We start from the raw sequence: 14,221 nt of genomic DNA, 5'->3' as shown, positions 1-14,221 counted from the left end.
GAGCAAGCGTACGCAAACTGATCACTCGTGCACGCGAGCGAACAAACCCTGACGCGTCCTTAACGCGTACAGGGCCATCCGCGGCCGGTCGGGGCCTTGACCGATGTCAGCCGAGGCCGGGGACGGTGGAGACCACGAGATCGATGAGCTTGATGCCGACGAAGGGCAGGATCAGGCCGCCGAGGCCGTAGACGCCGAGGTTGCGGCGCAGCAGGTCGTGTGCGGAGGCGGGCTGGTAGCGGACGCCGCGCAGGGCGAGCGGGATGAGGGCGACGATGATCAGCGCATTGAAGATGATCGCCGAGGTGATGGCGGAGGTCGGGCTGCTCAGGCCCATGATGTTGAGGGCTTCGAGCCCCGGGTAGGCCGCGGCGAACATGGCGGGGATGATCGCGAAGTACTTCGCCACGTCATTCGTGATCGAGAACGTGGTCAGGGCGCCGCGCGTGATCAGCAGCTGCTTGCCGATCTCGACGATGTCGATGAGTTTGGTGGGGTTGGAGTCCAGGTCCACCATGTTCCCGGCCTCCTTGGCGGCCGAGGTACCCGTGTTCATGGCCACGCCGACGTCGGCCTGGGCCAGGGCCGGTGCGTCGTTCGTACCGTCACCGGTCATCGCGACCAGCTTGCCGCCCGCCTGTTCCCGCTTGATGAGGGCCATCTTGTCCTCGGGAGTGGCCTCGGCGAGGTACTCGTCGACGCCGGCCTCGACGGCGATGGCGCGGGCCGTCAGCTCGTTGTCGCCGGTCACCATGACCGTACGGATCCCCATCTGCCGCAGCTCCTCGAACCGCTCCCGGATCCCCTCCTTGACCACGTCCTTGAGATGGATGATCCCGAGCACCCTCGGGCCGTCCCAGTCGTGGACCGCCACCAGCAGGGGCGTGCCCCCGGACTGCGACACCGTGGCCGACCACTGCGCCGCTTGCGGCGGTACGGTCCCGCCGCGCGCCACCACCCAGTCGCAAACCTGCGTCACCGCGCCCTTGCGGATGGCGCAACCCGCGCCGTTGTCCCAGCTCAGGTTCACACCGCTCATCCGGGTGCGGGCGCTGAACTCGGTGAACCGCGGATTGCTGAGGTCCTCCGCGGCGGCCGGCTGCAGCCCGTACTGCTGGGCGAGGGCGACGACGGACCTGCCCTCGGGCGTCTCGTCGGCGAGCGAGGACAGCTGGGCGGCGTCCGCCAGCTTGATGTGGTCGACGCCCGGCAGCGGGATGAACGCCGCGGCCTCCCGGTTCCCGTGCGTGATGGTGCCGGTCTTGTCGAGGAGGAGGGTGTTCACGTCTCCGGCCGCCTCCACGGCGCGTCCGCTCATCGCGATGACGTTCCGCTGGACGAGCCGGTCCATGCCCGCGATGCCGATCGCCGACAGGAGAGCGCCGATCGTGGTGGGGATGAGGGTGACCAGGAGGGCGACCAGGACGGTCGTGGACTGTGCGGCGTGCGCGTAGGCGGCCATCGGCTGGATGGCGACGACCACCAGGACGAAGATGACGGTGAGTGCGGCCAGCAGGATGTTCAGCGCGATCTCGTTCGGGGTCTTCTGCCGGGTGGCGCCCTCGACCAGGGCGATCATCCGGTCGATGAAGCTGTTGCCCGGGCGCGAGGTGATCCGTACGACGATCGAGTCGGACAGCACGGTCGTGCCGCCGGTGACACCGGACCGGTCGCCGCCCGATTCCCTGAGGACGGGGGCCGATTCGCCGGTGACGGCCGACTCGTCCACCATCGCGGCCCCGTCGACCACGTCACCGTCCGCCGGGATCTGCTCGCCGGCTTCGACGAGCACGAAGTCGAAGGGCTGGAGCTCGGCCGGCGTGACCACCTCGGTCTCGGCCCGGTTCAGGTTGGCCCCGTACGTCCAGTGGTTCAGCCGTACCGCGACGGTGTCCGTACGCGCCTTGCGCAGCGATTCCGCCTGGGCCCGGCCCCGGCCCTCGGCGACGGCCTCGGCGAGGTTGGCGAACAGGACCGTCAGCCAGAGCCAGACACTGATCACCCAGGTGAAGACGGACGGGTGGACGAGCGCCGAGAGCGTGGTCAGGACGGATCCGACAGCGACGACGAACAGCACCGGTTTCTTGACCAGTTCGCGCGGATGGAGCTTGCCGACGGCCTCCCGTGCGGAGGCGGCGAGGAGCTCGGGGTCCGCCACCTTCACCCGGCCGGAGCGTTTCCGGGACGGTCGGTCGGTCGGGATCCGCGGTGGTGTGCCGAGACCCGGAGGAACGTGCTGCGCGGCGGCGGGAGGCATGAAGCGACCTTCGGGATGGGTGGGGAGGCACGACAGCCCCGGCGGCTCGTGGCCGGGGTGCGGGAGAGGGTGTCGCCGCCGGGGACCGTCTCCATGGACCCCCTCGGCCGTCATGTGAGTGTTCGAGGTCCCCGGCAGCGCAACAGGCAGGAAACTAGCGTCCGTTCTGCACGGAGCACGTACGTGGGCGCAGGAATTGGCACCCTCTTGACGGCGGCGTACGAGACGCGTCAAGCCGTCGTCAGAGGTGCATCAACACACGGCATCAGCACACGTCAGCGTGCGTCAGCGTGCGTCGGTCGTGATGCGGAAGCGCAGCCGGCAGATCACGGCGTCGGTGTCGCGGCGGACGGCGTGGGCGACGACGGAGCCGCGCTGGTTCTGGAGCAGCCGCTGCCACAGGTGGGCCGGCTCGGTCTCCGGAATGAGGACGGTCACCTGGGCATCCGGATGGGTCTGCGCCAGCTTCCGCACGTACGTCGACAGGGGGCGGCCGAGCGAGCGGGTCTCCGAGGAGACCTCGATCAGTTCGACACCGGGCTTCCACAGCTCCCAGTCCCGCCTGAGGGCTTCGGCGGTCCGACGGTCCTCCGGGGCCGGGTGGGTGACGGTCACGGCGAGGACTTCATCGCCGAGTGAGCGAGCGGCGGTGAGGGCCTGGCAGGTCAGACGGGACAGACCGGAGACGGGGACCACGACCACGGAGCGGGAGCGCTGCGGGGGTTGCGGGACCCGGCCGAGCTCCAGACGTTCACCGATCTCGGTGTAGGCGCGGTGGATCTTATCGAAGCCGAGCACGAGCAACGGCAGTGCGACGACGATCAGCCAGGCCCCTTCGGTGAACTTGGTGGCGGTGACGACGACGGCCGAGACCCCGGTCAGCAGGGCGCCGAAGCCGTTGAGGGCCGCCCTCGCCCGCCAGCCGCGCGGCCGTTCCCCGTACCAGTGCCGGACCATGCCGACCTGGCAGATGGTGAAGCCGACGAAGACGCCGATCGCGAAGAGCGGGACGAGGGTGTTGGTGTCGCCGCCGGAGAAGACGAGCAGGGCCGCGGAGACGGCGGCCAGCGCCAGCACACCGTGGCGGTGGACCTGTCGGTCTGCCTTGAGGGCGAAGACGTGCGGCAGGTGGTTGTCGCGGGCCAGCAGGCTCATCAGGACGGGCAGACCACCGAAGGAGGTGTTCGCGGCGAGCGCCAGCAGCACCATGGTGGCGAACTGGACCACGTAGAAGGCCGTGTCGTGCCCGAAGGAGGCGTCGGCGAGTTGGGCGAGGACGGTCACGCCCTCCACGGGCTGGAGGTGGAAGCGGCCGATGAGGATCGACAGGCCGATCAGCATCACGCCCAGGAGCGCGCCGAGGGCGACCTCCGTGCGCTGGGCGCGGCGGGCGGCCGGGGCCCGGAAGGACGGCACGGCGTTGGCGACGGCCTCGACGCCCGTCAGCGCCGAACAGCCGGCCGCGAAGGCCTTCAGCAGCAGGAGCGCGCCCACGGTGGTCGCGCCCTCGCCGAGGGCGGAGGCGTGCCCGGCTGCGGACGCGGTGCTGACGGGACCGTCGCGGAAGAGTCCCACGACGACCATCGCGAGGATCGACCCGACGAACACGGCGGTGGGTACGAGGAACGCCTTGGCGGACTCCACGACCCCGCGCAGGTTCACCGCGGTGACCAGGACCAGGATGCCCAGGCAGATCCACACCCGCTCCCCGTAGAGCTCCGGGAACGCCGAGGTCAGGGCGGCCACACCGGCGGTGACGGACACGGCCACGTTCAGGACGTAGTCCAGGATCAGCGAAGCGGCGGCGACCAGACTCGTACGCCGGCCCAGATGGCGTTTGGCGACGGCGTACGAGCCGCCGCCGTCCGGGAACGCGGCGATCACCTGCCGGTACGAGGCCACCAGCACCGCCAGCAGCGCGGCGATCGCAAGGGTGACGGGAAGGGTGAAGCCCATCCCGTAGGCACCGGCCGCCGCCAGCACCAGCACGATCGACTCCGGCCCGTACGCCACGGACGCCATCGCGTCCAGCGACAGCGCCGCCAGTCCCTGGAGGGCCGTCAGCCGGTGACGGTCCCCTGCCGCGGGCGTCCCGACGCCGGTATCAGGAGGCTCCTCCACGCCCGGGGCCCGTCCTGCCGTGCTCGGCTTTCCCATGTCTATCGACATCTTTCGCTGTTCCTCCGTTGGACAAAGTGAGGACAGCGTCCGGACGCCGTGGCCGGATCGCCAGTGTTCTTGGCGCTCTTCATACGGCTGCCGCTCCAGTCTTCACGCGCCCTTGACGCCTGGGCGGGAAGGCCGTACGAGGTGCGTCAAGACCTCGCGGGGGCGCGCGGCTGCCCCTCCCGGGCGGGCCGGTGACCGAGTACGCCGACCAGCCGGCCGGAGCGACCGGGCCGCGGGTCGTCGGCGGCGGACCACTACAGCCGCTTCCGGCCGCGCAGGCGTGCTCGGCCTGGACCCGGCGGGGCTGTCCCACCTGGCCTGACCGGGCCTTTCCGGTGCTTTCCGTCAGGGCGGCGTTAAGAGTTCCCCTGGGCCCGTATGGACCCCGTCAAGGCGTCTTAACGCCGGGATGAAGACACGGTTATCTCGTCATCGGCCAGCTGGCCGATTCATTTCTTCCCACTTCATCCAGGAGCTCACGATGGCCGATCTGGCCTTCGTCGTCACCACGGTCGCGGTCTTCGCGCTGGTGGCTCTCATCGCCCGAGGGGTGACCAAGCTGTGAACGCCGAAAACATCGTCGGCCTCATCGTGGCCGTCTCCCTGCTCGGATACCTCGTCCTCGCCCTCGTGTACCCGGAGAGGTTCTAGCCACCGATGAGTCCCGTTCTCGCTGGTGTGCTCCAGCTCCTCGCACTGATCGCCGCGCTCGCGCTGGCCTACCGCCCCCTGGGCGACTACATGGCCCGCGTCTACTCCTCCGAGAAGCACTACAAGCCGGAGAAGTGGATCTACAAGGCCATCGGCGCCAACCCGTCGGCCGAGATGCGCTGGCCCGCCTACCTGCGTGCCGTCCTCGCCTTCTCCGCCGTGAGCGTCCTCTTCCTCTACCTGATGCAGCGCGTGCAGGGCAGCCTGCCCGGCTCGCTCGGCTTCTCCTCGATCGACCCGGACCAGGCCTTCAACACCGCCGCCTCGTTCGTGGCGAACACCAACTGGCAGTCGTACTACGGCGAGCAGGCCATGGGCCACGTCGTGCAGACCGGCGGCCTGGCCGTGCAGAACTTCGTCTCCGCGGCCGTGGGCATGGCCGTCGCGGTCGCCCTCGTACGGGGCTTCTCCCGCTCCCGCACGGGTGAGCTCGGCAACTTCTGGTCCGACCTGGTCCGCGGCACCGTCCGCATCCTGCTGCCGATCTCGGTGATCGGCGCGATCGTCCTGGTCGCCTGCGGCGCCATCCAGAACTTCGCCGGCATCCACGAGGTCGGCCAGTTCATGGGCGGCACCCAGCAGTGGAACGGCGGCGCGGTCGCCTCCCAGGAGGTCATCAAGGAACTGGGCACCAACGGTGGCGGATACTTCAACGCCAACTCGGCTCACCCCTTCGAGAACCCCACCCCCTTCTCGAACCTGTTCGAGATCTTCCTGATCCTGCTCATCCCCTTCGCGATGACCCGCACCTTCGGCCGCATGGTCGGCAACCTGCGCCAGGGCTACGCGATCCTCGCCACCATGGGCATCATCTGGGTCGGCTTCACCGCGCTGATGATGTGGACCGAGTTCGCCCACCACGGCCCGGCCTTCGAGGTCACGGGCGGCGCCATGGAGGGCAAGGAGACCCGGTACGGCATCGCCGCCTCCTCGATCTTCTCCGTCGCCACCACACTCACCTCGACCGGCGCGGTCAACTCCTTCCACTCCTCCTACACCGGTCTGGGCGGCGGCATCCAGCTGCTGGGCATGCAGCTCGGCGAGATCGCACCCGGCGGCGTCGGATCCGGCCTCTACGGCATGCTGATCATGGCGATCATCGCCGTGTTCATCGCCGGCCTCATGGTCGGCCGGACCCCCGAGTACCTCGGCAAGAAGATCAGCACCCGCGAAATCAAACTCGCCGCCTGCTACATCCTCATCACCCCCGCCCTGGTGCTCTGCTTCACCGCCGCCGCCATGGCCCTGCCCACCCCGGGCAACTCCATGACCAACTCCGGCGCGCACGGCTTCTCCGAGATCCTCTACGCCTACACCTCCGGCGCCAACAACAACGGCTCCGCCTTCGCCGGCCTGAACGCCGACACCCAGTGGTTCAACAGCACCATCGGCATCGCCATGCTGCTCGGCCGCTTCCTGCCCATGGTCTTCGTCCTCGCGCTCGCCGGCTCGCTCGCCGAGCAGAAGCCCGTCCCCGAAACCGCGGGCACCCTGCGTACCGACAAGCCGCTCTACGCGGGCCTGCTCGTCGGCACGATCCTCATCATCACCGGTCTGACCTACTTCCCGGCCCTGGCGCTGGGTCCGCTCGCCGAAGGGCTCGCATCATGAGCACCGCCACACCGACCCGTGCTCCGCACGACGACCTGCCAACCGGCCACAAGCCGCCCGCTGGCCGCGTTGGTGGGGGGCTGTTCGACCCCAAGGCGCTGCTGAAGTCCTTCCCGGACGCCGTGCGCAAGCTCGACCCCCGCATCATGATCAAGTCGCCGGTCATGTTCGTGGTCCTGGTCGGGTCGGTCGTCACGACCGTCCTGGCGATCGCGGACCCGACGAACTGGTTCGGCTGGGCCATCACCGCCTGGCTGTGGCTGACCACGATCTTCGCCAACCTCGCCGAGGCCGTCGCCGAGGGCCGCGGCAAGGCCCAGGCCGACACCCTGCGCAAGGCCAAGACCGACTCCGTCGCCCGCCGCCTGACCAAGGACGGCACCGGCGAGGAGCAGGTCCCGGGCACCGAGCTCAAGATCGGCGACCTGGTGGTCTGCGAGGCCGGCGACACCATCCCCGGCGACGGTGACGTCGTCGAAGGCGTCGCCTCCGTCGACGAATCCGCCATCACCGGCGAGTCCGCGCCGGTCATCCGCGAATCCGGCGGCGACCGGTCCGCAGTGACCGGCGGCACGAAGGTGCTGTCCGACCGGATCGTCATCAAGATCACGACGAAGCCCGGCGAGACCTTCATCGACCGCATGATCGCCCTCGTCGAGGGCGCGGCCCGGCAGAAGACGCCCAACGAGATCGCCCTGAACATTCTGCTGGCGTCCCTCACGATCGCCTTCCTGCTGGCGGTGGTCACCCTGCAGCCGTTCGCGATCTACGCGGACGCCAAGCAGTCGATGATCGTCCTCACCGCGCTCCTGGTCTGCCTCATCCCCACCACCATCGGCGCCCTGCTCTCCGCCATCGGCATCGCCGGCATGGACCGCCTGGTCCAGCGCAACGTCCTGGCGATGTCGGGCCGGGCCGTCGAGGCCGCCGGTGACGTGTCCACGCTGCTGCTCGACAAGACCGGCACCATCACCCTCGGCAACCGGCAGGCCTCGGAGTTCGTACCCTTCAAGGGCACCACCAAGGCCGAGCTGGCGGACGCCGCCCAGCTGTCGTCCCTCGCGGACGAGACGCCCGAGGGCCGCTCGATCGTGGTCCTCGCGAAGGAGAAGTACGGGCTGCGCGAACGCCACCAGGGCGAGCTCGCCCAGGCCGAGTGGATCGCCTTCACCGCCCAGACCCGCATGTCGGGTGTCGACGTCGACGGCAGGAAGACCCGTAAGGGCGCGGCCGGTTCGGTCATCACCTGGGTGAAGGAGCAGGGCGGTCGGGTCTCCGACGACGCCGACCTCCTCGCCAACCGCATCTCCGAAGCCGGCGGCACCCCGCTCCTGGTCGCCGTCGAGGACGAGAAGGGCGCCCGCGTCCTGGGTGTCATCCACCTCAAGGACGTGGTCAAGGAGGGCATGCGCGAACGCTTCGACGAGCTGCGCCGCATGGGCATCAAGACGGTCATGATCACCGGTGACAACCCGCTGACCGCGAAGGCCATCGCCGAGGAGGCGGGTGTCGACGACTTCCTCGCCGAGGCCACCCCCGAGGACAAGATGGCCCTCATCAAGCGGGAGCAGGCGGGCGGCAAGCTCGTCGCGATGACCGGTGACGGCACGAACGACGCACCGGCCCTCGCCCAGGCCGACGTCGGTGTCGCGATGAACACGGGTACCTCGGCCGCCAAGGAGGCCGGGAACATGGTGGACCTGGACTCCAACCCCACCAAACTCATCGAGATCGTCGAGATCGGCAAGCAGCTCCTCATCACCCGGGGTGCGCTGACCACGTTCTCGATCGCCAACGACGTGGCGAAGTACTTCGCGATCATCCCGGCCATGTTCGCCGTCGTCTACCCGGGCCTCGACAAGCTCAACATCATGGGCCTGTCCTCGCCGAACTCCGCGATCCTCTCCGCCGTCATCTTCAACGCGCTGATCATCATCGCGCTCGTCCCGCTCGCCCTCAAAGGCGTCCAGTACCGGCCCACCAGCGCCGACAAGATGCTCCGCCGAAACCTGGGAATCTACGGACTCGGCGGCCTCATCGCCCCGTTCATCGGCATCAAGATCATCGACATGCTCATCTCCCTCATCCCCGGGCTCGCCTGAATTAGGAACGTGCTGATCCGCCATGAACAACTCTCTAAGCAACACAGCGCGCCTGATCGGCGCGGGTCTGCGGGCCCTGCTGGTTCTGACGGTGATCTGCGGCGTGCTCTACCCGCTGGCCGTCACCGGGATCGCCCAGGCCCTCTTCAACGACAACGCCAACGGCTCCGAGATCAAGGACAAGAGCGGCCAGGTCGTCGGCTCCTCCCTCATCGGACAGACCTACAACCTGCCCAAGCAGAACCCCGACGACCCGGAAGAAGCCGCGAAGCCGGACCTCAAATGGTTCCAGCCGCGTCCCTCCAACGGCCTCGGCTCCAACAGCGTCAACACCCAGTACGCACTGATCCTCTCCGGCGCCACCAACCGCTCCGCCGACAACGGCGCCATCAACGGCCAGTGCACCAAGAACGCCGAAGAGGGCACCCTCTGCGCCCAGGTGATCGCCGCCAAGGAGGCCGTCATCGCCGACAACTCCACCGCGGACCACCAGGTCAAGCCGGAGGACGTACCGGCCGACGCCGTCACCTCCTCCGGCTCCGGCCTCGACCCGGACATCTCCCCCCAATACGCGAAGATCCAGATCAACCGCGTCGCCGAGCAGAACAAGCTCGACGTCAAGCAGGTCGAGAAGCTCGTCGCCGACCACACCACCGGCCGCACCCTCGGCTTCATGGGCGAACCCCGCGTCAACGTCCTCGAGCTCAACACCGCGCTCAAGGCACTGACCAAGAACTGATGTTCCACATCGCACGGACCGGGAGCCGACAGGCGCGGAACGCTCGCGCCCTGTCGGCTCCTCACCGTGCCCGCGACGAAGGAAAGGCTGCACACCGATGACCCGGGTGCTGGTGGTGGAGGACGACCCTCAGCTCGTCCGCGCGCTGAAGATCAATCTCCAGGCGCGCAAGTTCGACGTCGACGAGGCCCCCGACGGCGGCTCGGCCCTGCTGCTCGCAGCCGCCCGCAAGCCGGACGTCATAGTGCTGGACCTCGGCCTGCCCGACATGGACGGCATCGACGTCATCAAGCGCGTCCGCGACTGGAGCCGGGTCCCCATCCTGGTCCTCTCCGCGCGCCACACCTCGGAGGACAAGATCCGGGCGCTGGATGCCGGCGCGGACGACTACGTGACGAAACCGTTCAGCATGGACGAGCTCCTGGCCCGGCTGCGGGCGGCCGCCCGCAGGCAGGAGCCGACGGCTGACTCCCGGGCCGAGAAGGTCACCGTGGTCACGACCGACGAGTTCACCGTCGACCTGGTCGCGAAGAAGGTGCACCGGGGCGAACGCACGGTACGGCTGACCCCGACCGAGTGGCACCTGCTGGAAATCCTCATCACCCACCCGGGCCGGTTGATCACCCAAAGTCGGCTGTTACTGGAGGTCTGGGGACCGACCTACGGGGAGAACACCAACTACCTGCGCGTATACATGGCTCAGCTCCGGCGCAAGCTGGAAGCGGACCCCTCACACCCGCGGCACCTGATCACCGAACCGGGCATGGGCTACCGCTTCGAACCCTGATCACCCGCCCGATCGCCAACAGAGAAGAAAGTCTGAACATGGGACGCGGCAAGCTCCGCATCTACCTCGGTGCGGCACCGGGCGTCGGCAAGACGTACGCCATGCTGTCCGAGGCGCACCGCCGGGTCGAGCGGGGCACCGACTGCGTCGTCGGCTTCGTCGAGCACCACAGCCGTCCGCGCACCGAGGTGATGCTGCACGGACTCGAGCTCATCGAGCGGTGCGAGCTGGAGTACCGCGGCTCCACGTTCACCGAGATGGACGTGGACGCGATCCTCGCCCGGCGCCCCGCCGTGGCGCTGGTGGACGAGCTCGCGCACACCAACGTTCCCGGCTCGCGCAACGCCAAGCGTTGGCAAGACGTCGAAGAGCTCCTCCAGGCCGGCATCGACGTCATCTCCACCGTGAACATCCAGCATCTCGAATCGCTGGGCGACGTCGTCGAGACCATCACCGGCGTACGGCAGCGCGAGACCGTACCCGACGAGGTCGCGCGCCGGGCGGATCAGATCGAGCTCGTCGACATGTCCCCGCAAGCACTGCGCCGCCGCATGGCCCACGGCAACGTCTACAAGCCCGACAAGGTCGACGCGGCCCTCTCGAACTACTTCCGGCCCGGAAACCTGACCGCGCTGCGCGAGTTGGCCCTGCTGTGGGTCGCCGACCGGGTGGACGAGTACCTCCAGGAGTACCGCGGCGAGCACAACATCCGCTCCACCTGGCAGGCGCGCGAGCGGATCGTCGTCGGTCTGACCGGTGGCCCCGAAGGACGTACGCTCATCCGCCGCGCGGCCCGGCTCGCCGAGAAGGGCGCGGGCGGCGAGGTCCTGGCCGTCTACATCGCCGCCAGCGACGGGCTCACCTCCGCCTCGCCCAAGGAACTGGCCGTCCAGCGCACCCTGGTCGAGGACCTCGGCGGCACCTTCCACCACGTCATAGGCGACGACGTCCCCGACGCGCTGCTGGAGTTCGCCCGCGGCTGCAACGCCACGCAGATCGTGCTGGGCGTCAGCCGGCGGCGCTCCTGGCAGTCCGTCTTCAGGCCCGGTGTCAGCGCCACCGTCGCCCGCGAATCGGGCCCGGACCTCGACGTCCACATCGTCACCCACGACGAGGCCGCCAAGGGGCGCGGCCTGCCCGTGGCCCGTGGCGCGCGGCTCGGCCGTTCCCGCATCATCTGGGGCTGGGTCACCGGCATCGCCGGCCCGGCCCTGCTCGCCGTGCTGCTCAGCCAGCTCGTCCCCGAGCTCGGGCTCGCGAACGACATGCTGCTCTTCCTCACCTGCACGGTGGCGGCGGCCCTGCTCGGCGGGCTGCTCCCGGCGCTCGCCTCGGCAGCGTTCGGGTCCCTGCTCCTGAACTACTACTTCACCCCGCCCGTCCACAAACTCACCATCGCCGATCCCAAGAACATCGTCGCCATCGCGATCTTCGTCGGCGTGGCCGTGTCCGTGGCCTCCGTGGTCGACCTGGCCGCCCGGCGCACCCACCAGGCGGCCCGGCTGCGCGCCGAATCCGAGATCCTCTCCTTCCTCGCCGGCAGCGTCCTGCGCGGCGAGAACTCCCTCGACGCCCTCCTGGAGCGGCTCCGCGAAACCTTCGCCATGCAGTCCGTCGTACTCCTGGAGCGCACGAGCGAGGTAGATCCCTGGACGACGGCGGCATCCGTCGGCACCGGCACGGTCGTCCGCCCCGAGGACGCGGACGTGGACCTGCCCATCGGCGAGAACATGGCCCTCGCCCTGACCGGCCGGGTCCTGCCCGCCGAGGACCGGCGCGTGCTCGGCGCCTTCGCGGCCCAGGCGGCCGTCGTACTCGACCGCCAGCGCCTCGTCGACGAGGCGGAGAAGTCCCGTGAACTCGCCGAGGCCAATCGCATCCGTACGGCCCTGCTCGCCGCGGTCAGCCACGACCTGCGGACCCCGCTCGCCGGCATCAAGGCCTCCGTCACCTCGCTGCGCTCCGACGACGTCGAGTGGTCCGAGGAGGACACGGCGGAACTCCTGGAAGGCATCGAGGACGGCGCCGACCGCCTCGCCGCACTGATCGGGAACCTCCTGGACATGTCCCGCCTCAACACCGGCACCGTCGTCCCCCTGATCCGGGAGACCGACCTCGACGAGGTCGTCCCGATGGCGTTGGGCGGCGTACCGGAGGAGAGCGTGGACCTGGACATCCCCGAGACCCTGCCCATGGTCGCCGTCGACCGCGGACTGCTGGAGCGGGCCGTCGCCAACATCGTCGAGAACGCCGTCAAGTACAGCCCCACCGGCCAACCCGTCAACGTCTCCGCCAGCGCCCTTGCGAGCCGCGTCGAGCTGCGCGTCGTCGACCGCGGGCCGGGTGTCCCCGATGAGGCCAAGAACCGCATCTTCGAACCCTTCCAGCGCCACGGCGACGCTCCGCGCGGTGCCGGCGTCGGCCTCGGTCTCGCCGTCGCCCGCGGCTTCACCGAGGCCATCGGAGGCACCCTCACCGCCGAGGACACGCCCGGCGGCGGCCTCACCATGGTCATCACCCTCCCCATAGCGGGGGACGGCCCTCCGGTGTCGCCGGAGCTCCCGACGTCTGCGGTCACCTGACGTCGGAGCGACCGGTGCAGCCGCGCCGACGGTACGAGCGCCCCGGGCGCGGGATGGCGACGGAACCACGCGAGCCGTCCGGCCCCGGTATCCCCATACCGGAGGGCCGGACGGCCCATGTGTCGTGCGACGGGTGACCGACACGCGTTCGTACAGGGCCGTACCCCCACGGTGGGGCCCTGTGCCGCTCCGGACGGCGTTCAGATCACCGCCCATCAGCCGCGTGCCGCCGGTCCGTCGTCCGGCTCCGTCGCCCCACCAGTCTGCGGCTGGCCGACGGCCCTGGGAGCACCCCTTGACGGGTTCCTTCCGCACGGAAGTCGATCTTTGACGCGGTCCTGATGGACGGACGTCAGGAGGCCGTCAAGGAGCCTGCCAGCGCTTGCCCCCGTGTCCCCGATGCGATGGGATCGCACCATGAACAGCGGTCCGCGCCACGACGACCGGCCACCGCACACGGTGCGCCCGGCCCCGCGCGCCGCTCACCTGGCGGTGCGCAGGCACCGTTCCCGATCCGCGGCCGCCCGCCCCCGCCCGTAAGCGGGCGGCCGCGTCCACCCGGTGCCGGCCCCGCCCCGCCACGCCGGGGCCGGCACCGGGCCCCACCCCTCACACGCTTCCGGTCCGACCACCTGGTCGGCGCTCGGACCGGCACGCCCTCACCTGCGGACCGTCCGGGAGCACACCGCTCCCCTGCACGACAACCCGCGCACCCCTGGGGAGCGTTGACGATCGACGTCGCACCGCAGCAACGGCCCGCCCTGATCCGCTGGTTCCCCGGCGGCTGCCCCGGTCTCGGGGCACTTGCCGAGCACGTACTGACCACGGGCACCGGCCGCTGGTGGGCATACCGTCCCGACCGGCCCGACCGGCCCCGCGTCCTCGCCGTCACCTGCGCGGGCCACGTGCTGATGCGCGGTTCCGGCCCGCCCTCGGCTCCGCCTTCGAACGCGTCGTCCCCGTACACCGCGCGGCGTGACCGTGCGGCGGCTGGCGTCCGAGGACGTTCCGGCGCTGGCCGGTCTGCACTCCGAAGACGCCTGGATGCACGCCAGTTGGGGTGGACCCGCAGGGCTCGCCGCCTCCGGCCACGCCTGGGCGGCCTTCGCCGAGCGGCGGATCCGCTCCGGCGCCTGCACCTACTTCCTCGGCAGCGCCTACGAGGACATCGCGGTCGCACGGCGAGCGGGTGCTGCTCGCGCGGCGACCGGCCCAGCAGGCTCCTCGCATGGACGGCCGGCTTCCGGCTGACCCGCGCATACC

10 protein-coding genes are annotated in these 14,221 nt (G+C 69.8%); 8 read left to right on the top strand and 2 right to left on the bottom strand.

The genetic code is table 11. The annotated features are described in order from the left end of the window. Positions 1-106 precede the first annotated feature (106 nt). Both kdpB (OG594_RS40045) and OG594_RS40040 read right to left on the bottom strand, forming a co-directional pair. A complete protein-coding gene (gene kdpB, locus OG594_RS40045) occupies positions 107-2,257 on the bottom strand; it encodes a potassium-transporting ATPase subunit KdpB (protein ID WP_266607296.1) in 2,151 nt (716 codons plus the stop codon). A gap of 285 nt (positions 2,258-2,542) precedes the next feature. After that, positions 2,543-4,426, bottom strand: coding sequence for an APC family permease (locus OG594_RS40040; protein ID WP_266607295.1), 1,884 nt, complete (start codon positions 4,424-4,426; stop codon positions 2,543-2,545). A 409-nt stretch (positions 4,427-4,835) separates the two neighbouring features. Here OG594_RS40040 and OG594_RS40035 point away from each other — a divergent pair, with 409 nt between their 5' ends. The 8 genes from OG594_RS40035 to OG594_RS40000 all read left to right on the top strand — a co-directional run bounded on the left by OG594_RS40035 (position 4,836) and on the right by OG594_RS40000 (position 14,209). Continuing rightward, on the top strand, positions 4,836-4,991 hold the full coding sequence (locus tag OG594_RS40035) for a hypothetical protein (RefSeq protein ID WP_266607294.1): 156 nt from the start codon (positions 4,836-4,838) through the stop codon (positions 4,989-4,991). Continuing rightward, positions 4,988-5,077 carry a K(+)-transporting ATPase subunit F gene (kdpF, locus tag OG594_RS40030; RefSeq protein WP_266607293.1) on the top strand — a complete coding sequence of 30 codons (90 nt, stop codon included), beginning with the start codon at positions 4,988-4,990 and terminating at the stop codon, positions 5,075-5,077. The genes OG594_RS40035 and kdpF overlap by 4 nt, the downstream gene beginning before the upstream one ends. A gap of 6 nt (positions 5,078-5,083) precedes the next feature. Beyond that, entirely contained in the window at positions 5,084-6,748 is a 1,665-nt protein-coding gene (gene kdpA / locus OG594_RS40025; RefSeq protein WP_266607292.1) for a potassium-transporting ATPase subunit KdpA, read from the top strand. Then, positions 6,745-8,850: a potassium-transporting ATPase subunit KdpB gene (gene kdpB / locus OG594_RS40020; protein ID WP_266607291.1), complete on the top strand. Its 2,106-nt coding sequence runs from the start codon at positions 6,745-6,747 to the stop codon at positions 8,848-8,850. The genes kdpA and kdpB (OG594_RS40020) overlap by 4 nt, the downstream gene beginning before the upstream one ends. Before the next feature lie 22 nt (positions 8,851-8,872). After that, positions 8,873-9,589 (top strand): potassium-transporting ATPase subunit C, encoded by a 717-nt coding sequence (locus tag OG594_RS40015; protein WP_266607290.1) that lies wholly within the window; start codon positions 8,873-8,875, stop codon positions 9,587-9,589. 97 nt (positions 9,590-9,686) lie between these two features. Then, complete coding sequence (locus OG594_RS40010; RefSeq protein ID WP_266607289.1) at positions 9,687-10,376, top strand: response regulator; 690 nt, start codon at positions 9,687-9,689, stop codon at positions 10,374-10,376. Between the two features lie 38 nt (positions 10,377-10,414). Further along, entirely contained in the window at positions 10,415-12,958 is a 2,544-nt protein-coding gene (locus OG594_RS40005) for a sensor histidine kinase KdpD (RefSeq protein WP_266607288.1), read from the top strand. A 975-nt stretch (positions 12,959-13,933) separates the two neighbouring features. Continuing rightward, positions 13,934-14,209, top strand: a complete 276-nt coding sequence (locus tag OG594_RS40000) for a hypothetical protein (RefSeq protein WP_266607287.1) — start codon at positions 13,934-13,936, stop codon at positions 14,207-14,209. Positions 14,210-14,221: the final 12 nt, after the last annotated feature.

The sequence above is a fragment of the Streptomyces sp. NBC_01214 genome, from assembly GCF_026340975.1.
Taxonomy (GTDB): Bacteria; Actinomycetota; Actinomycetes; order Streptomycetales; family Streptomycetaceae; genus Streptomyces.
This window is presented reverse-complemented; position numbering and strand designations above follow the sequence as displayed.

Coding starts and splice junctions, on each gene's coding strand:
- kdpB (WP_266607296.1), bottom strand. CDS start 2,257: ATGCCTCCCGCCGCCGCGCAGCACGTTCCTCCGGGTCTCGGCACACCA.
- OG594_RS40040 (WP_266607295.1), bottom strand. CDS start 4,426: ATGTCGATAGACATGGGAAAGCCGAGCACGGCAGGACGGGCCCCGGGC.
- OG594_RS40035 (WP_266607294.1), top strand. CDS start 4,836: ATGAAGACACGGTTATCTCGTCATCGGCCAGCTGGCCGATTCATTTCT.
- kdpA (WP_266607292.1), top strand. CDS start 5,084: ATGAGTCCCGTTCTCGCTGGTGTGCTCCAGCTCCTCGCACTGATCGCC.
- kdpB (WP_266607291.1), top strand. CDS start 6,745: ATGAGCACCGCCACACCGACCCGTGCTCCGCACGACGACCTGCCAACC.
- OG594_RS40015 (WP_266607290.1), top strand. CDS start 8,873: ATGAACAACTCTCTAAGCAACACAGCGCGCCTGATCGGCGCGGGTCTG.
- OG594_RS40010 (WP_266607289.1), top strand. CDS start 9,687: ATGACCCGGGTGCTGGTGGTGGAGGACGACCCTCAGCTCGTCCGCGCG.
- OG594_RS40005 (WP_266607288.1), top strand. CDS start 10,415: ATGGGACGCGGCAAGCTCCGCATCTACCTCGGTGCGGCACCGGGCGTC.